The sequence below is a fragment of the Neorhizobium sp. PAMB6630 genome (assembly GCF_058242775.1).
Map to the genome: position 1 here is coordinate 253,235 of NZ_JBZAYV010000002.1, position 18,778 is coordinate 272,012.

The 18,778-nt window shown below is 61.1% G+C and carries 15 protein-coding genes and 3 pseudogenes; 13 read left to right on the forward strand and 5 right to left on the reverse strand.

The genetic code is table 11. The features are described 5' to 3' along the window. Nucleotides 1–36: 36 nt before the first annotated feature. Nucleotides 37–1,182 carry an MFS transporter gene (locus tag AC4CWF_RS19940; protein ID WP_491286996.1) on the reverse strand — a complete coding sequence of 382 codons (1,146 nt, stop codon included), beginning with the start codon at nt 1,180–1,182 and terminating at the stop codon, nt 37–39. Further along, the gene (locus AC4CWF_RS19945) at nt 1,179–1,517 is read right to left on the reverse strand and encodes an antibiotic biosynthesis monooxygenase (protein ID WP_491286998.1); all 339 of its coding nucleotides are present in this window, start codon (nt 1,515–1,517) and stop codon (nt 1,179–1,181) included. The genes AC4CWF_RS19940 and AC4CWF_RS19945 overlap by 4 nt, the downstream gene beginning before the upstream one ends. Nucleotides 1,518–1,625: 108 nt before the next feature. Between AC4CWF_RS19945 and AC4CWF_RS19950 the strand changes: the two genes are divergently transcribed. Continuing rightward, nucleotides 1,626–2,513 (forward strand): LysR family transcriptional regulator, encoded by an 888-nt coding sequence (locus AC4CWF_RS19950; RefSeq protein WP_491287000.1) that lies wholly within the window; start codon nt 1,626–1,628, stop codon nt 2,511–2,513. 282 nt (nt 2,514–2,795) lie between these two features. Here AC4CWF_RS19950 and AC4CWF_RS19955 read toward each other — a convergent pair whose 3' ends face one another. Together AC4CWF_RS19955 and AC4CWF_RS19960 are read right to left on the reverse strand one after the other, a co-directional pair. Beyond that, a complete protein-coding gene (locus tag AC4CWF_RS19955; protein WP_491287002.1) occupies nt 2,796–4,031 on the reverse strand; it encodes an MFS transporter in 1,236 nt (411 codons plus the stop codon). 212 nt (nt 4,032–4,243) lie between these two features. Beyond that, the gene (locus tag AC4CWF_RS19960) at nt 4,244–5,170 is read right to left on the reverse strand and encodes a LysR substrate-binding domain-containing protein (protein ID WP_491287004.1); all 927 of its coding nucleotides are present in this window, start codon (nt 5,168–5,170) and stop codon (nt 4,244–4,246) included. 126 nt (nt 5,171–5,296) lie between these two features. Here AC4CWF_RS19960 and AC4CWF_RS19965 point away from each other — a divergent pair, with 126 nt between their 5' ends. The 10 genes and pseudogenes from AC4CWF_RS19965 to AC4CWF_RS20010 form a co-directional block, all read left to right on the forward strand. Beyond that, nucleotides 5,297–6,217: an ABC transporter permease gene (locus AC4CWF_RS19965; RefSeq protein WP_491287006.1), complete on the forward strand. Its 921-nt coding sequence runs from the start codon at nt 5,297–5,299 to the stop codon at nt 6,215–6,217. 11 nt (nt 6,218–6,228) lie between these two features. Continuing rightward, nucleotides 6,229–7,065, forward strand: coding sequence for an ABC transporter permease (locus tag AC4CWF_RS19970; protein WP_491287008.1), 837 nt, complete (start codon nt 6,229–6,231; stop codon nt 7,063–7,065). Nucleotides 7,066–7,161: 96 nt separating this feature from the next. Further along, nucleotides 7,162–8,712: an ABC transporter substrate-binding protein gene (locus AC4CWF_RS19975; RefSeq protein WP_491287010.1), complete on the forward strand. Its 1,551-nt coding sequence runs from the start codon at nt 7,162–7,164 to the stop codon at nt 8,710–8,712. Continuing rightward, nucleotides 8,709–9,548 carry a creatininase family protein gene (locus tag AC4CWF_RS19980; RefSeq protein ID WP_491287012.1) on the forward strand — a complete coding sequence of 280 codons (840 nt, stop codon included), beginning with the start codon at nt 8,709–8,711 and terminating at the stop codon, nt 9,546–9,548. The genes AC4CWF_RS19975 and AC4CWF_RS19980 overlap by 4 nt, the downstream gene beginning before the upstream one ends. Beyond that, the gene (locus AC4CWF_RS19985) at nt 9,545–11,197 is read left to right on the forward strand and encodes an ABC transporter ATP-binding protein (RefSeq protein ID WP_491287014.1); all 1,653 of its coding nucleotides are present in this window, start codon (nt 9,545–9,547) and stop codon (nt 11,195–11,197) included. Before AC4CWF_RS19980 ends, AC4CWF_RS19985 begins: the two co-directional genes overlap by 4 nt. Then, complete coding sequence (locus AC4CWF_RS19990; protein WP_491287016.1) at nt 11,194–11,871, forward strand: RraA family protein; 678 nt, start codon at nt 11,194–11,196, stop codon at nt 11,869–11,871. The genes AC4CWF_RS19985 and AC4CWF_RS19990 overlap by 4 nt, the downstream gene beginning before the upstream one ends. Further along, nucleotides 11,868–13,418 (forward strand): gamma-glutamyltransferase, encoded by a 1,551-nt coding sequence (locus tag AC4CWF_RS19995; RefSeq protein ID WP_491287017.1) that lies wholly within the window; start codon nt 11,868–11,870, stop codon nt 13,416–13,418. Before AC4CWF_RS19990 ends, AC4CWF_RS19995 begins: the two co-directional genes overlap by 4 nt. Nucleotides 13,419–13,429: 11 nt before the next feature. Continuing rightward, a complete protein-coding gene (locus tag AC4CWF_RS20000) occupies nt 13,430–14,302 on the forward strand; it encodes an N-formylglutamate amidohydrolase (protein ID WP_491287019.1) in 873 nt (290 codons plus the stop codon). Between the two features lie 212 nt (nt 14,303–14,514). After that, nucleotides 14,515–14,739 (forward strand): annotated as a pseudogene (locus AC4CWF_RS20005) (transposase); the annotation flags it as partial. Further along, nucleotides 14,705–15,121 (forward strand): annotated as a pseudogene (locus AC4CWF_RS20010) (transposase); the annotation flags it as partial. The pseudogenes AC4CWF_RS20005 and AC4CWF_RS20010, both read left to right, overlap by 35 nt. A gap of 293 nt (nt 15,122–15,414) precedes the next feature. Here the strand turns inward: AC4CWF_RS20010 and AC4CWF_RS20015 are convergent. Then, nucleotides 15,415–16,154, reverse strand: a pseudogene (locus tag AC4CWF_RS20015) (OB-fold nucleic acid binding domain-containing protein); the annotation flags it as partial. 442 nt (nt 16,155–16,596) lie between these two features. Between AC4CWF_RS20015 and AC4CWF_RS20020 the strand changes: the two are divergent. Further along, a protein-coding gene (locus AC4CWF_RS20020; RefSeq protein ID WP_491285028.1) for an IS630 family transposase occupies nt 16,597–17,543 on the forward strand; the annotation gives its coding sequence in 2 pieces (ribosomal slippage) (nt 16,597–16,936 and nt 16,936–17,543; 948 coding nt in all). Beyond that, nucleotides 17,540–18,730: an AAA family ATPase gene (locus tag AC4CWF_RS20025; RefSeq protein WP_491287021.1), complete on the forward strand. Its 1,191-nt coding sequence runs from the start codon at nt 17,540–17,542 to the stop codon at nt 18,728–18,730. Before AC4CWF_RS20020 ends, AC4CWF_RS20025 begins: the two co-directional genes overlap by 4 nt. The last annotated feature ends 48 nt before the right edge of the window (nt 18,731–18,778 follow it).

Genomic DNA, 18,778 nt, shown 5'->3' on the forward strand with positions numbered 1-18,778 from the left:
CTGCAGCACATATTGGCGGCAGACCGACCCGCTGGATCAGCGCTTCATCCGAAGTGCCGATCCGGCAGCGCCCGCCAACAGCGCGATACCTGCCCACGACAACCCGCCTGGTCCTGCGGTTTCGAGAACGATACCGCCCATGACGGCTCCGCAAAAAATGGCGATGTTCCATGCCGTGACGATCATCGCCTGGGCCACGTCGGCCGAAGGACCGGCCACGCGAGCCGAGGCCGTCTGAAACACTGTCGCCGACCCGCCAAAAGCCAGTCCCCAGATCAGTGCGGCCCCGTAGATCGTCAACGGTGATCCGCTCGTCCCCGCAACTATCAAGACCGCCATAAGAAACAGACCGATGCCGGTGAAGGTCAATGGTCGCAACCATTTGTCGATCAACACGCCCGTCACACCGATACTGACAAGTGCAGAACACCCAAACACCAACAAGACACTGTCTATCTGGTCGACCATGTGGTGGCCGGTGAGCAGGGGCGCGATGTAGGTGTAGAGGAGGTTGTGAGCCAACACAAAGGAAAGTGTCACCGCCAATACCGGGCGCACGCCCGGAACCACAAAGACCTGGGCCAAGGAAGGGCGTTGCCTTTCAGGTTCGCCGGCGAAATCCGGCACCTTGGCGATGATCCAGCCCACCAGCAGCAGCGCGACGACGCTGAGCAGACCGAAGGTCAGCCGCCAACCAGCGTAGATTCCCAGATACGTGCCAGCCGGAATGCCGATGGAGAGCGCAAGGGGCGTCCCTGCCATGGCGATGGCCATTGCCCGGCCCGCCAAATGAGATGGCGCCATGCGAACCGCATAGCCGGCCAGCAACGCCCAGAGCAGGCCGGCCGATACACCACCTACAAAACGTGCCACCATGGCGACGCTAAAGCTCGCGGTCATTGCCGTCACCAGGTTGGCGATGGCGAAACCGATGATGGCGCCAACCAGAAGCGGTCGTCTGCGCCAGCTTCGTGTCGCCGCCGTCAGCGGGATCGCTGCGAGCAGCGATCCCAAGGCATAGATGCTAATCCATTGTCCGGCCAGGGCCTCGCTCACACCCAGAGATCCCCCGATCTGCGGAAGCAGACCGGCCGGTAGGGCCTCCGTCAGGATGGTGACGAAACCGGCAATCGCTAGTGCACATAGCCCCTCTACTGGCAGCCGTTCGATCTGGGCCGTCATGCTGGGGCCTTCGGCAGCACCAGGTCGCCGACGGTGTAGGTGTGAAACTCGCTCGACGAGACGGTGTCGAGCTTGCGGAACTTTTCGAGGAAGACTGGATCGGAAAAGAAGATCTCGACGTCGCCCGGATCGGAAATCGCCTCGATGTTCACGACGGTTAGCCCATCGGTGCTCTTGGCAAGGTTGCTCCACAGAAAACCAGGCTTCCGCTCGGCGACATAATGGACGACATCCTGGATCAGTTGGAACGCTTCCTCCTGCTTGCCGGGGTGAACGTGAATGACGTTGACGATAAATGTCGTTGGGGCGGGCTGGATCGTGAAGGTGGGGATCATGGTCGTCTCCTTGGTTTCGGAAGACCAAGGGATAGCTGTCGGTTCGTTGCGGATAAACAGGCCGATATTCCGATGACTACGGAATTAAATTCCTGTAGCAGTCAGTGCATGGACAAACTCACAGCGTTCGACGCCTTCGTGCAATCGGCTGAAACCGGCAGCTTCGTCGCGGCCGGCCGCAAGCTCGGCCTTTCTGCCTCCGCCGTCGGCAAGGCGGTGATCCGGCTGGAACAACGGCTGGACGTGCGCCTGTTCCGTCGCAACACGCGCAACATGACGCTGACCGAAGAAGGGCGGTTGTTCCTTGAACGCTGCCGCCGCATCTTCGAGGAGGTCGAGGCAGCGGAAGCCGAGCTTGCCCGATCCAATCGAGCGCCGAAAGGCCGGCTACGTGTCAGTCTGCCGCTGGTTGGCATGCTGTTGACGCCGGTGATGGCCAAGTTCATGCGCGCCTGGCCAGAAGTGCAACTCGACCTGGACTTCAGCGATCGGCTGGTGGACGTGGTTGAGGAAGGGTTCGATGTCGTCATTCGCACCGGGCAACCATCGGATAGCCGGTTGATGAGCCGCAATGTAGGCCGCTTCAAACTGAAGATCGTCGCCTCGCCCGACTATCTGGCGCGGTGCGGCGTCCCGGCAACCCCCGGCGATCTCGCAGATCACCAGTGTCTCCACCAACGGTCGCCCAGCACCGGCAAGATCCGACCCTGGCCGTTTGCTCGCGGGGAACGGCAGGGCAAGATTGTCCTGCCCGAACGGATGAGCGCGACAGCGGTCGACCCTCTTATCGAGTTGGCGATCGAGGGGCTGGGCATTGCGTGTCTGCCACCCTTTGCGATCCGGAGCGAGATCGCTGATGGCCGTCTCGTCTCGATGTTGGACGAGTGGATGGAAGAAACCGATCAGTTCAGCATTCTCTGGCCGGCCAGCCGTCAGATCACGCCCAAACTGAGGGCGTTCGTCGATTTCATGGCAGAACATCTGCAACCGCAGTAGGTGCCGCGCTACGCGTCAGCACCTGGCTCAAACCGAAGATCAAGCTCTGGAACCAGTCCTCCCGGATCCCAGTCACGCCCCCCGATCCTGGAATACGGTGGCGCGGCGCACGTTTCGGTCTCTCGCCTGTTGTAACGAACAGTTGCTCACGCCACAAACGGAAGCGTAAGCAACTTGGGCTGCCGGGAACAACGATCTGGGGCTGTCTGTGTGCTCTCCCCCTCTGAGCCAACCGCCAGCGCGGACGCACCAGTCCGGCAATCCGGGATCGCCGATTGGCGGTCATTTATGCCGTCCGGCTAAAAACGCTATAACCGCCAGAAACTGGGTCGCCACCGCCAGTATGAAAACGGCGGAGTCAGAGATCGTCCGGGCGATGCCGAACAGCGCGGGCGCGAGGGCATAGGTGGCCTGGCTCAGAGCCACGATCAGCGGCACCACACGGGAGACGTCACTCCTCGCAAATTCCACCTGTGCGATGAGAGGCGGGAGCGACGTGGCGTTTCCGATGCCGAGGCCGAACAGCAGGACCCCGAGAACCACCGCGGCGGCGTTTTCTCCACCCGTCGCCAAAAGCATCAGGGTGCCGATGACCTGAACGCCGTAGCTTGCAGACGCGATCAGACGGCGGTCCGCCGAAACCGGCATCAGCCAACCGATGCCCGTGCGCCCGAGGATTGCCGCAACGGTAGCCCCTCCCAGCAACAGGCCCGCCGTCTGTGATTCGAAGACAGGAACCATGATCGAGAACAGATGGGCCAGCAGTCCGATCTGCGCAAACAGCCCCGCAGCCATACCCACCGCCAGCGTTATGAAGCGGTGGTCGCGCCACAGGTAAGCGCCTACCATGGGCTCAGCGAGCGACGGAGCCGTCGGAGGCACCCCGTGGCCTTGCCATGCTCCGTCTGGAAATTGCCCGAGGCCATCGGGAGATTTGGAAAAAGCCACAACAGACAGGGCGGCCACGGTGATGATCATGGAAGCGCCGACGATGACGGCTGCCTGTGCAAACCCGCTTGAGGCGATGAGCATGACCCACAGAGGCGAGAAAATCACGCCGCCCACACTTGCTCCGTTGTACGCCATGGACAGTGCCGCCGGGCGGGCCTTCACAAACCAGGGCGCGATAATGGCATTCACTGCCGCAGCGCCCATCGCAACCCAGCCTGTTCCGCTCATGAGAGCGGCGGCGAACAGGTACCACGGCTGATCGGCCACAGACCAACCGACGACGCCGACTGCGAGAAGTACCGCGCCCGTGACTGTGATCACGGGAACACCCGCCAGCCGGTACAGTCGCGGAAGATTTGCCACGACGACCGCACCGACCAGAAAGTGCAGCGTAACGGCACTCGAGACGAGCGCGACGGACCATCCCGTTCGCTGGACCACCATCTGCAGGTAGATCGGTGGTCCGTAAAAACCGACACCCCAGCCAAAGACTGCCAGCACGAAGGTCGCGGCGACCACATGCCAGCCGAAAAAGGGTGTTGTCCTGGATGGTGGGCAAGATGTCATGACCTGGGCTCCGTTGGTGACGGGCTCTTATGGCAGCATCCGGGAAGCAAAGCTTCGGTCGCGATCGAAGTGTGTTGGGGCTTGGCGACTATCGGTGCAAGTTGTGCCCGAAGGGCGCGGTGGCCAGCCGGTCAGTAGCTGCCGGTGTCCCCAGGGATTACAGGCGAGCTGTTCACGCCTTGAACGGTATCGAACCGTTGGTCGGACTTGGTTCACAAGCGGTCTAAGGGTTTGGGCAAGTTTTTCACTACAGACACTCCGAGCGTTGTCTCAATAAAATCTAAAACAATCTTCGACTTCTCCTCGGCATGCCAGGCGACCAGCAGTTCGACCTCCGGTGGAATGTCATCGAGTGGGCGGTATACGAGATAGGGGCTTGAGTTGTGCGCAAGCCAGGCCGGCGCGATCGCGACGCCGACGCCGGCTGCGACCAGCGTTCCGATCGCCAGCGTGTGTGATACCTCCTGCACGATGACCGGATAGACACCGGCGCGACGCAACGCATCCATGATCGCGTGATAATAGCTCGCACCGACCAGCGGTGCATAAGTGATCAGCGGCTCGCCGGCAAAATCCTTGACCGTCAGGCTGCTCATCTGCGCCAGCCGATGCCCACCCGGCAAGACGGCGACGAATCCCTCGTGCAGGATATGTTCGGTCTTTAGGAAACCGGCCGGGTTGGTGGGGCGGATGAAGGCGACCTGTATCTTGCCGCTTTGCAGCAGTTCCAGCTGTTTTGCCGTGCCGAGCACCTGCACATCCACCGTCATGGCCGGATAGTGCTTGCGGAATTCCCCGATGATCGGCGGCAGGACATGGGAGAGCGCCACATGCACGCCGCCGACCGACATCGTCCCGCTGTGTTCGCCGGAAATCGATCGGGTATGGGTTACCGCCCGGTCGATGCCACCCAGGATCTCCTGGGCGTGGCGCAGGAAAATCTCGCCGGCAGGCGTGAGCTCCACCCGCCGGGTGGTGCGGCGAAACAGCGGCGTGCCGAGGCGCTCCTCGAGCTGACGGATCTGCTGGCTGAGCGGCGCCTGCGCCATGCCAAGCCTGTCGGCGGCGCGGCTGAAATGCAACTCCTCCGCGACGCAGGTGAAATACTGAAGGTGCCGGAACTCGATGCCGTATTTCATATCTCACACATATCAATGAGGCAGTTATTTTGTAATAGATAATAATCTATTCCTGTGGTTAGTTTCAGAAAAAGTCAAGAAAATGGGAACAGATGGAGCTTCGGCTCCCAAAAAAACGGGGCGTTTATGACGCGTTTCTGGTTGCTTAAGACATTGCGGACCGTTCTCACTCTTTGGTTCGTCGTGACGTTCACATTCGTCGTTTTGCGGACATCGGGTGACCCCGTGGTTGCGCTTGTCGGCGCCGACGCGACAACGGAGGAAATCGAACAGTTCCGCGAATTGTGGAGCCTCAACGATCCGCTCTGGATGCAATATATCCGCTACATCTTCCAGATGGCGACGGGCCAGTTCGGCATATCCTATCGGGACGGCCGGGAGGTCATCGACATCATCGCCGAGCGTGTGCCATGGACGCTGATGCTCGGGCTGTTTGCCTATGTCGGCGCCATCCTGATCGGCGTCCCGGCAGGAATATTCGCCGCCATCAAGCGCGGCTCGGCCTTCGATAACCTGATCATGGCGACCGCCGTCTTCGGTTTCGCGCTTCCGAACTTCTTCCTCGGAATCCTGCTGATCCTACTGTTTTCGCTGACCCTGCAATGGTTGCCGAGTTCCGGTACGGGCACCATCTGGCACTTGATCATGCCGGCGCTGACGCTTGCCACCTTTACCGCAGGTACGCTCGCCCGCTTCACACGCTCTGCCATGCTGGAAGTGCTCGACAAGCTCTATATCCGCGCCGCCGCCGCCAAGGGCGTCGGCTACTGGAAGCGCATCGTCTTCCATGCGCTGCCGAATGCCAGCATTCCGCTGGTGACCATCATCGGCCTCAATCTCGGCGAACTGATCGGCGGCGCCATCGTGGTCGAAACTGTCTTTGCCTGGCCGGGCGTCGGCCGCCTGATGGTGACAGCGGTATCATCACGCGATCTGGCCGTGGTTCAGGGACTGGCCCTGATCATGGCGGTCACCATGGTACTGGCCAATCTCGTAGTCGACCTGCTGTACGGCCTGCTCGACCCGCGCATTCGCGTGCAGAACTAAGGGACAAGACAATGAAACGCATGTCCCCCGTCCTCGCCTTTGCGGTGGTCGTCCTTGCCGTCGCCGTGCTGGTTGCCATCGTCGGCAACGTCTTCACCGCCCATGGCATGTCCCAGCAGAATCTTCTCGCCCGATTGAAGCCACCGGCCTTCCTCGGCGGCAATCCCGATTTCCCGCTGGGGACCGACCGCATCGGTCGCGACATGGTCGCCCGCGTGATCGCCGGTCTGCAGATGTCGCTCTCCGTGGCGATGGCCGGCACGATTATCGGCGCGGTGTTTGGCTCGCTGATCGGCTTTCTCGCCGCCCATTTCCGCGGCTGGGTCGAGGAAGTGCTGATGATGCTGGTCGACTTCCAGGCCTCCCTGCCCTTCATCCTCATCGCGTTGACGCTGCTCGCCTTCTTCGGCAACAGCATGCCCCTTTTCGTCATCCTGATGGGGCTTTACGGCTGGGAGAAATATGCGCGCCTATCCCGCGGCGTCGTGCTGTCGGCCGTCAGCCAGCCCTATGCCCAGGCGATCGTAGCCCTCGGGGCCGGTAACACCCGGCTGTACCTGAAACATGTGCTGCCGAATGTGGCGAGTGCGCTCATCGTTCAGGTCACCCTGACATTCCCGCAGATCATTCTTCTCGAAACCTCGCTGAGCTTTCTCGGCCTCGGCATCCAGGCGCCGCAGACCAGCCTTGGCCAGATCCTCGGCGACGGCCGCGACTATCTGTCGACCGCCTGGTGGATCTCGGTCTGGCCCGGCCTGGTCATCTTCCTCGTCACGTTGTCGATGAGCATCGTCGGCGATTGGCTGCGTGACAGGCTCGACCCCATGCTGCGCGCCCGCGCCGCATGAACAACAGGGAAAAACATCGCTGCTCGAATACGGAATTCAAAAGTTCAAAAAAAGGAAGGTGGAACAATGTTTACCAGGCGTGAAATTGGAAATCTGATGCTAGGAGCCGGAGCCCTGTCCATGGTGGGCAGCCTGCCGAAAGCAGCGCATGCGCAAGAACGGCCGTCGCTGAACATCGCCGTCGACAATCTCTGGGCCAATATGGCGACCGTCAACGGCATCTCGACCACGTCACGCCGCATCTTCCCGAACTTTTACGACACTCTTGTCGATCGCGACTATATCAATGACGAAAACGGCCTGATCTTCGCGCCGAAACTCGCCACCAAATGGGAGCAGGCGGGCAATCTCTGGACCTTCACGCTGCGCGAAGGCGTGAAATTCCACGACGGCACGGAAATGACGGCGGAGGACGCGGTGTTCACCCTGTCACCGGAGCGCCTGTGGGGGGAGAAGCCCTTCGAGCCCCGCGGCAAGACCTTCACCGCCGGTTTCAAGCGGGTCGAAGCGACCGGAAAATACACGTTCGAGATCGAGACCGAGCGGCCCGATCCCAACATTCCCAGCAAGCTGACCGGCTATATCGGTTTCGTCGTGCCGAAGAAATATTACCTGGAGGTCGGCGTCGACGCCTTTGGCCAGAAGCCGATCGGCACCGGTCCCTACAAGGTGACGACCTTCCGGTCCGGCGAAATCATGGTTCTCGATGCCTTCGACGACTACTGGGCCGGCCCGCCGCCGGTCCAGCAGATCTCGTGGAAGATCGTGCCCGAGTTTGCCGCCCGCATGGCCGGCCTCGTCTCCAAGGAATTCGACTTCATCGTCAACATTCCCACCGACCAGGAAGCATCCCTTCAGACCTACGAAGGCGTGATGCTGAAGCGTGTCCTGGCCGACAACTACCCGGCGCTTGCCTTCAACACGCGGCCCGATCCGGAAGACAACCCGCTCGTCGATCCGAACCTGCGCTATGCCATGGTCCAGGCCATCGACATGAATGCCATCGTCCAGGCGCTGTTCAACGGCACGACCGAACACCCGCCCGTGCCCTTCAATTTCAAAGAATACGGCAAGTTCTACGATCCCGACCTGCCCGTGAAGCTTCCCTATGACGTGGCCGCAGCAAAGGCGCTGGTCGCCAAGACCAAGTACAAGGGCGAGAAGCTGATCTGGCACATCACCCGGGGTTTCTACCCGAACTACGAAGCCGCAGCCGAAATCATGGTCGAGCAGTGGCGCGAGATCGGCGTCAATGTCGAGGCGCAGATCCTCGACAATTTCGAGCTGGTCTACCGCCGCCCCTATCACATGATGAACATGTCGATGAGTTCCGATTTCATTCCGGGCGACCCCTACCAGCCGCTGTGGCTCGATTGGGGTCCGACGGCATCACGCTCGACCGCTACCTGGAAAACCTGGGACCCGACGCCGGAATTCATCGAACTCGGCAAAAAATTCGAAGCAGAGACCGATTTCGAAGCGCGCAAGAAAGCCTATCTGGCCCTGTCCGAAGAATGGCAGCGGGTCACGCCCGGCTACTATCTCTGGAAGAGCGTCTACAATTGCGCCCATCGCGCCGGCATTCAGTTCAAATACAAGCCGAACGGTGAAATGCGCATCTACGGCGATTACTTCAAGTTCGTATGATGAGCCCGACACGCAAGCATGCGCTGAAGGACATGACGTTCGCGGAATTCCGCGAACGTCTGCCCGAACAGCCCGTCATCCTCCTGCCCTTCGGCAGTCACGAAGAACAGGGACCGCACGCCCCGATGGGCGACTTCATGCTGACTGAGGCGGTTGCGGCCAGGGTTGCGCAAGCGTCCGACGCCATCGTCGCGCCGACCATGGCGTTCGGCTACGCGGACTTCTTCAAGACCATTCCGGGCGGCATCCAGTTCCGGCCGGCGACATTCTCCGCGGTTGTCGAGGACATGGTGACCTCGTTCCTCGATCACGGTATAGAGCGCATCCTGATCCTCAACGGCCATACCAGCAATGCGCCGCTACTCGACCAGACGCTGCGCCGCATCCGGGCGGAGCGCGGCGTCTCGATTGCCTTCATCAATCTATGGCAATCGATCCCCGATACGCTGTGGAAGGACCTGCACGGCGCCTCCGCAGCCGCAGCCCGCGGTCATGGCGGTGATCCGCTGACCTCCATCTACCTGTATCTGTTTCCCGACCTGATGCGCATGGATCTCGCAAAACCCTCGGTGCGCGCCCGGGCATTCGGTCTTGCCACCGGCGGCGTCAACAACGTGCAGTTCGAAGGCATGCCGGTGCATGTGCCGCTGAACTGCCACGAGGTGAATGCCGACGGCATGCTGGGCGGCGATACCGCACTTGCCAGTGCCGAGAAGGGCCAGAAGATGGTCGAGCATCTTGTCGGCTTCTGCGCCCGTTTCGTCGAGCACCTGCGCCACTGCGACATGCGATCGGTGGACGCCTTTTCCCCTCAGCAAGCAAAGGCTGCATCATGAGCACCGAGCGCCTTTCAATCGATCATCTGAACGTACCGCTGCCGAGCAGCGCCGATCGCCGGTTCGCCGTGGAAGACCTGTCCTTGACGGTGAGCAACGGCGAAATCCTCTGCATTGTCGGCGAATCCGGTTCCGGCAAGTCGCTGACCGCGCTGGCTGCCATGGGGCTGCTTCCCGGCAATCTCGGGCGGCCGAGCGGCAGCGTCATGTTCGAGGGCATGGACCTGCTGACGCTCGACGAAAAAACCCGCCGCGGCATCACCGGCCGACGCATCGCGATGATCTTCCAGGAGCCCACCGCAGCGCTCAATCCCGTCTACCGGATCGGCGAACAGGTGTCCGAGACGTTTCGCATCCACACCTCGCTGTCGCAGGAGGAGATCAAGGCGAAGGTCATCGATCTGTTCACCGAGGTGCACCTGCCCCATCCCGAACAGATCTACCATTCCTACCCGCATCAGCTGTCCGGCGGACAATGCCAGCGTGTGATGATCGCCACGGCACTGGCGCTGGATCCTTCCGTGTTGATTGCCGACGAGCCGACCACGGCGCTCGACGTCACCACCCAGGCGCAGATCCTGAAATTGATGCTGGAACTGCGCGCCCGGCACGGCACCGGCATCATCTTCATCACCCACGATTTCGGCGTGGTAGCCGAGATCGCCGATCGGGTGGCCGTCATGCAGATGGGCAGGCTGATCGAGGTCGGCACCCGCGACGAGATCCTCAACAACCCGCAAGAGGCCTATACGCGCCGGCTTCTCGCAGCCGTGCCGACGCTTTCGCCCCGCAAGGCGCGTGAAGGGCTCGGCAATCCGGTCCTCGTCGCCAGCAACATCGTCAAGACCTTTACACGCTCGGGCGTGCTTGGCGGCGGGCGGACGGTCAAGGCGGTCGACAATGTCGACATCACCATTCGAACCGGCGAGACGCTGGGGCTGGTCGGCGAATCCGGATCCGGCAAGTCGACCCTGGCGCAATGCGTCATCCGGCTCGTGCAGCCTGAAAGCGGCGACATCGTCATTGCCGGTGGCGATTTCACGCGGTTGAGCGGCAAGGCGCTGCGCGAAGCGCGCCGCAAGGTCCAGATCGTCTTCCAGGACCCCTATACGGCGCTCGATCCGCGTCAGAAGGTCGGCGACGCCATCGCCGAGGGGCCGAGCGCCCACGGCCTTGACCGCAAGGCGGCCATGGCACGGGCGCTCGACCTGCTCGAAGCCTGCGGGCTCGACCGTGCGTCCGCGACGCGCTTCCCCCACGAGTTTTCCGGCGGCCAGCGTCAGCGGATCTGCATTGCCAGAGCACTCGCGGTGGAACCGGACCTGCTGATCGCCGACGAATCCGTCTCGGCGCTCGATGTCTCGGTCCAGGCGCAGGTCCTCGACCTCTTGGCCAGCATGCAGAAGCGTCTCGGCTTCGGCATCCTGTTCATCACCCATGACCTGCGCGTCGCGAGCCAGATCTGCGACACCATCGCCGTGATGAAGAACGGCAGGATCATCGAGAGAGGCGACCCAGCCTCGCTCTTTGGTGACCCGAAGGAAACCTATACGCGCGAACTGCTCGCCGCCGTCCCCGGCAAGGGATGGCAGCATGCGGCAATGACAACGGAGGCCGGGCCCGTCACACCCCGGGAGGTAATGGAATGAAGAAATATCAGATCGGCGCAACGCCCAGCCAGGTCGATCCGGACCTGATCCGCCGGTTCGAGGGTGTCGAAGTCGCGACCATCGGCCATTTCCGCCATCGCGGCTTCATCCATCACGCCATTACGCCGGTGGTCGAACCCGGTAGGACGCTGGTCGGCACGGCCGTGACGGTCGCGATCCCGGCAACCGATTCCACCCTGCTCCACCATGCCGTCAGCGTTATTCGTCCCGGTGACTTCCTGATCGTCGATCGGTTGGGCGATAAGCGCCATGCCTGCATCGGCGGCGGCGTTGCCTCTGCCATCAAGACGGCCGGCGCCATCGGCGTGGCGGTCGACGGACCCTGCACTGACGTGGAGGAAATCATCGAACTTGGCATGCCGTTCTGGGCCTCCGGCGTCTCGGGCATCACGACGCGGCTCAACGATCTCGGCGGTTCGCTGAACCTGCCGGTCGCCTGCGGCAACGTGCCGGTGCTTCCGGGCGATCTGATCGTCGCCGACGCCAGCGGCATCGTCGTCATCCCCGTCGATGAGGCCGAGGAGGTCGTGGTCGAAGCGATGGCACGCCAGGCGCGTGCCGGCCGCAACAAGCACAAGATCGAAGCCGGGGAAAAGCTGGGCGATCTGTCGGGGGCAAGCCGCATGGTCGCTGCCGCCCTGGAGACGAAATGATGCAGAGCTCCAACTTCGATCACCTGCGCGTCGAGCGCAGCATCTCCCGCAAGGTGGCCGGCGTCAGCCGCAACGGCGTCGTCACCTCGCAGCACTACGCGGCGGCCGAGGCCGGCGCAGCTGTCCTGGCCGGCGGCGGCAATGCCGTCGATGCTGCGGTGACCGCCGCCTTCACCCTGCAGACCGTCGAGCCGTGGATGACCAGCCTTGCCGCCTGCGGCTACATGCTGATCGCCCAGCCCAATGGGACAGTGGAAGTGGTGGAATTCACCGGCCGCGTCCCCTCGTCCTTCGACCCGGACTTCTACCGGCCGGATCCGCAGATCAAGACCTTCATCGGCCACCCCGCCTCGATCGGCAACCGCAATGTCCAGGGGTTCACGGCGGCCTGTGTGCCCGGCTGCGTACGCGGATTTGCCGAGGCGCTGACGCGTCACGGCACCATCGGCTTCGATCGGGCGCTCGAACCTGCCATAACCCGCGCCCGCGCCGGCCTGAAGGTTGACTGGCACACCACGCTGGCGATTGCGCTCGCCGAACGCGACCTGGCCATGGATCCCGCCACAAACGCGATCTTCCTGCCCGGTGGCCACGTCCCGGAACCGGGCGTCACTTTGGCCTTGCCGCAACTGGCAAGGACACTCGAGCAACTGGCCGAGGAAGGGCCGGATGCGCTCTATGGCGGCGCCATCGGTGAAAAACTGGTCGCCGACCTGAAAGCGGGCGGCAGCCCGATCACGCTCGACGACCTGGCGGATTACGCGCCCCTTGTCTATCCGGCGCGGCAGATGGCGCTGCAGGGCAAGACGGTGCATGTCGCCGGTGAGACCAGCGCCGGACAACGCCTGCTCGATGCGCTTGGCCATTTCGATGCGGCGCGCGGCAAGGGTCCGGTCGATGCCGGCTTCTTCACCGCCATGGCGCAGGCGCTGTGGGACAGTTTCGGCGCGCATCGACGCCGGTTGAACCCTGCCGAGACCACCAACAAGACCAGCACGACCCAGGTCAACGCCGTCGATGGCGAAGGCCGCATGGTGGCGATCACCTTCACGCTGCTCAACCGGTTCGGCGCCCGTGCCCTGTCACCCTCGACCGGCATCCTGCTCAACAATGGCATGTCCTGGTTCGACCCGACGCCCGGCCGCGCCAATTCGCTGAGGCCCAAGGCCTATGCGCCGAGCAATATGTGCCCCGTGGCGATCACCGACGACCAGGGCGTTTTTGCCGTCTATGGCGCGGCCGGCGGCAACCAGATCGTGCCATCGCTGGCGCAGTTGACGGGCATGATCCTGCATGCCGGCCTCGACGTGGAAGAGGCGATGAACACGCCGCGCATGACCACGGGGCCGCATGACGACATCATCGTCAATGTCGACATGCCGGCAGACCAGATCGCCGCACTTGAAGCCATCGCCAAGGTCCGGCCGGCCGCCGCCGTCGTCTTTCCCCGCCCCTTTGCCGCCCCCGGCATGATCGGCCGGCGCGGCGACGCCTTCGTCGGCATGCCCGACATCACCTATCCGGCCGCTTTTGCCGCCACAGCCTGAACAGGGTTCCTATGACCGACCTGACATTTGCCCCCGTCGACATCGACGGCGTTCTGAAACTCATCCCGCCGACGGCCGCCGCCATTCCCATGGTGTTCGATTCACCCCATAGTGGCCTGACGATCCCGGATTTCGACCGCAGCATCTCGGACGATCTGATCCGTCTCGCCTCCGACACCTATGTCGATGATCTCTTCGACTTTGCCCCGTCGATCGGCGCACCGTTGCTGGTCGCCGAATTTCCGCGCAGCTTCCTTGACCTCAACCGCTCGCTGATGGATGTCGACCTGGAGATGGTCGAGGGCGACTGGCCCCATCCGGTCCGCGACAATGCATCGGCCCGCCGCGGCATGGGGCTGACCTGGCGCTATGCCTGGGGCGACACGCCGATGCATGACCGCAAGCTGACGGTCAAGGAGTTGGAAGACCGCATCGACACCTATTGGCGCCCCTATCATAGCACGCTCATTCGGCTGCTCGACGAAACTCATCACGCCTTTGGCAAGGTCTATCACGTCAACTGCCATTCGATGCCGGCAGTTGGTCATGCGCTGTCGCCCGATCCGGCCGGCACGTTGCGCAAGGATGTGGTCGTCGGCGATTATGACGGACAGGCGAGCGAACCCGACTTCGTCAACCTCGTCGCCGAAACGCTCAACGGCTTCGGTTATTCGGTCTCGCTCAACGTGCCGTTCCGCGGCGCCGAACTCGTCTCCGCCTATTGCGACCCCGCAAAAGGCCGGCACAGCATCCAGATCGAGCTGAACCGTAAGCTCTACATGGATGAGGAAACGCGCGCCAAGACGTCCGGATACGATGACCTCAAGGCAAACCTCTCCAAGCTTGGCGATGTCATGCGGGACTATGTGTCGGGAAAACGCTAAATGGCACGGCCCCCAACCCTTACAATGATGATTAGCATTGGCGCATGGATCTTTCACCAGTGTGAGGTAAGCGGCTTTGATCGAAACAGCCCAGGTTTGCTATCATGCCTTTCAAGCACAATACCTCCCGCTGCCATCGTGAACTGCCCCCCATTTCGACCGGACAGTCGGCATAAGCAGAAAGGCTCAAGCACAGGCTTGAGGACAGGCTTATGTCTAACGAGTATCGACACGTTGAATTGCTGACGGGTGATGTCCGGCGCAGGCGCTGGACAACCGAGCAGAAGCTGACAATCATCGAGCAGAGTTTCGAACCAGGCGAGACGGTGTCTTCGGCCGCTCGCCGCCATGGCGTTGCGCCCAATCTGCTTTACCGGTGGCGCAGGCTCTTGAGCGAGGGAGGTGCTGAAGCTGATGGGCCTGGCTCTGGCCGTTCCCGATCATACGACTTTGAGCCGTCGGGCAAGCAAGCGGTGATCGCCAGACAAACGGCAAGGTGAGCGTGATCGTCTCCCGCAGAACGAGCCCGTCCACGTCCTCATCGACAGCACAGGGTTACAGATCTACGGCGCGGGCCAGTGGTTGGAAGAAAAACACGGCACCAAATCCCGTCGCAACTGGCGCAAACTACACCTTGCACTGGATGCCGACAGCGGTGACATCATCGCTCACATCGTGACGGAACAGGATGTCGGCGACACTTCACAGGTGAAGCCGCTGCTTGACCAGATCAAGACGCCAATCGGGCAGTTCACGGCCGATGGCGCCTATGACGGCAATCCGACCTATGACCTCGTCGCAAGGCATAGTGCCGGCGCTGTTCTCTCTGGAGCAAAACCACGGATGAGCCTGGCGAACTGCGACGAGATGTTGTGTTTTCGCCTTGATGGGGTACGAACCGCTGTCCTCCATTTTTCTGCACTCGACTCGAATCCCTCGGAATGCTTCATTGCCGCTCGGAGGACTGAGCATGGCATATGAGTGGGACGAAAGCCGCGCACGAAAAATGCGCATGATCAAGTTGGTGTCTGCGTGGGCATTGACCGCGTCAGCGCTGAGTGTCCCTGTCGCCTTGCTTTTGACCGCATCTCCTCTGTAGCCGGCCACCGAACTCACTGAAAATTCCGGCTCTTCACCTTCAACGTGCCGATATGGAGATCGGGGACGAACAAATCCCTCGACTTCAACCCCATAGACGGCCGCTCCCGGCTATCCGGACTTCCCGGTGACCCATGGGCAAACTCGTCGCCACGGCCTGTCGGCACACGGAATGTGTCCCGCTCGCCCAGGCTCGCCAGATCGCCGGTCAGGTCGAACATCCGTTGCGCCACCAGATGTACGACGCCCCCTTCCCGCTGGATCTTGCCGTTGATCGCCATCATCGAGGATCCGAGCACGATCCGGCGCTGTTTTTCGAACAGGCTTGGCCAGACGACAATATTGGCAACGCCTGTCTCATCCTCGACGGTCATGAACATGACGCCCTTGGCACTGCCCGGCTTTTGGCGGACCAGAACCAGCCCCGCCGTCATCAACCAGCGACCATCGCGCGCAGAGGCTGCCTCGACGCAGGTGACGATGTTTCGGCGGGCGAGATTGTCGCGCAGGAAGCTGACCGGATGGGCACGCAGAGTGATCCCCGTATGGCCATAGTCTTCGACGAGATTGCACCCTCGGTCATCTGCCGAAGTGCGACATCCGGTTCCTGCTGTTCGGCAATCACCGCCCGCTCGCGGTCGGCAGCCGCGACAAACAATGGGAGTGGTTCGTCGCGCAAGGCTTTGATCGCCCAGAACGCATCGCGTCGTTCAAGTTTGAGAGCCGGCCGGAATGCATCGGCTTCGGCAAGCTTGGTAGCACACGGAGGCCTTGAAGGGATCTGAACCGTCGACCCCGTAGTCTCATAGAGGTCTTCTTGACCACCCGTTTGCCACTGTAACCGACCGCGCCGGGCAGGGCCGAAAAGAAATGCTTGATTACGCCCAGAGGGTTGAAGCGATTATGCGGTTAGAAGATACGGCCTGCAGATGCCCACCGCACCCATTCGACCTTAAAACGATTCCGGACAGTCAACCGAAATAAATTGCATTATTGCATTTTTTATGCGCATATTCCACTCATAACAGGATTTCCCCCAATGTTACTGGAATTTCGCGTCAAAAATTTCCGCTCCTTTCGCGAGGAAGCGGTGTTCAGCCTCGCCGCTAGAGCGTTTCCCTAACTGATTGAATCGGATGGCTTTGCAAATCAGTCTCCTTCTGATTCAAACTATCTGCCGATGGAGGTCGGCAGATATGTCGAAAGCCCTTTCCGTTGATCTTCGCATACGTGTGCTGGCTGCCGTGAACGGCGGCGCATCTCATAGAGAGGCTGCCGAGCGTTTTGGCGTGAGCGCAGCCAGCGTGAGCCGCTGGCGTCACTTGCAAATCCAGCAGGGAAATGTTCGACCCGGTCCACTCGGCGGCGACCGCAATTCCCACAAGACAGAAGCGCATGCCGATCTGATCATGACCTGGCTCGGCGAGCACCGGGACGGCACCCTTTTCGAGCTTCGCAAAGCCTTGGCTGACCAAGGCATTTCCATCAGCAAGTCGGCGCTGCATCGCTTTCTTGTCCGGCACGAACAAACGCGCAAAAAAAGACTGGCCATGCGGTAGAGCAAAGCCGCCCGGACGTTCTGGAAAAGCGGCAATGCTGGTTCGAGGAGCAACTCGATCTCGATCCAGAGCGGCTCGTGTTCATCGACGAAACCTGGACCGCGACCAATATGGCCCGTACTCACGGGCGATGCCGCAAGGGCGAGCGATTGAGGATGGGTTTCCCTCACGGTCATCGCAAGACGACCACATTGGTTGCGGGCCTCCGTAACACGGGAATGGTCGCGCCACTTGTCATAGACGGACCGATCAACGGTGAGTGGTTCGAGGCGTATGTCGCCCAGGTTCTGGTTCCGACATTGAAACCAGGGGATGTTGTCATCCTCGACAATCTGTCCAGCCACAAACGACCGGCAGCAAGGGAGCTGATCGAGGCGGTCGGCGCGACAATGATGTTCCTTCCGCCCTACAGCCCAGACTTCAACCCCATCGAGAAGGCCTTCTCCAAGCTCAAGGCTCTCCTGCGAAAAGCTGCGGAGAGAACCGTCACCGGACTGTGGGATCGCATCGGAAAGCTGATTGATATGGTCGAACCGCAAGAGGCTCAGAACTACTTCAATTCCTGCGGATATGATCCAACATGACAGGGAAACGCTCTAGTCCGGACACGCTGTTTGAAGATACCCATACCCGCGTTACAGGCCTCGACAAGGTCAAGCGCGTGGTCAATGCGGCTGCGATCTTCGGCGCCAACGCCAGCGGCAAGTCCAACCTCATTCGCGCCCTGCAGTACATGCAGCTGATGGTGACGACCTCGAACCAGATCCAGCCCGACCAGGAGAACAACCTGACCCCGTTCCGGATGCGTCCGGACTTCGCCGACCATCCGACGCTGTTCGAGGTGACGTTCATCATTGACCGGAAGCGGTTCCAGTACGGTTTTGAAATGACCAAGCGGCAGATCCTCAGCGAATGGCTGCTGGTCTACGAGAAAACCAAACCTCAGGTCTGGTTCTCCCGCACATTTGACGCCAAGAAGAAGGCGTATGAGTACACGTATAGTGATTATTTCACCGGCTCGAAGAAGGTTTGGGAAGCAGCGACCCGCAAGGAAGTGCTGTATCTAACTACGGCCATCCAGCTCAACAACAGCCAGCTCAAGCCGCTCTATCAACTGTTTTCCGAAGACATCGCAATCTTTCCGGAAGGTGGCCGCATCGGTTTTGACTTCTCGGCCAACTATGCCCAGAACCCGAAGAACGAGCGCCGCATGGTGTCACTGATCGCCGCCGCTGATACTGGGATTTCGAGCCTTTCGCTGACGAAAAAGCAGGGAAAGCAAGTGCATGTCAATTTCGCGTCCGGCATACCCGAAGTGCAGGACATGGAAGTTCAAATCCCTGAATTCGGGCACGTCGCGGATGGCGTCACCTATGATTTCGAGATCGGCGAGGAGTCGGCCGGTACGCAGACCTTTTTTAATCTGTCTGGGCCGATCCTCGACATTTTGGAAAAAGGCCGGTTGCTGATCGTCGATGAATTAGACGGAAGCCTGCATCCGTTGCTGGTGCATAAGATCGTCGCGATGTTCAACGATCCTAAGATAAACACGCGTGGCGCCCAGCTGATATTCTCGACCCACGACGTGTCGCTGCTAGATGGCCAAAAACTCCGCCGCGACCAGGTCTGGTTCACGGAGAAGGATAACGACCAGATATCGCACCTCTTCCCCTTGCTGGAGTTCTCGCCCCGCAAAGGCGAGGCGTTGGAAAAGGGATATCTGGGGGGGCGGTATGGTGGCATCCCGATTCTTGGATCAATGGAACATTAGCCCGTGACGAAAAAACACCCTCTCATGAGCGATTTAGATTTTCCGGAC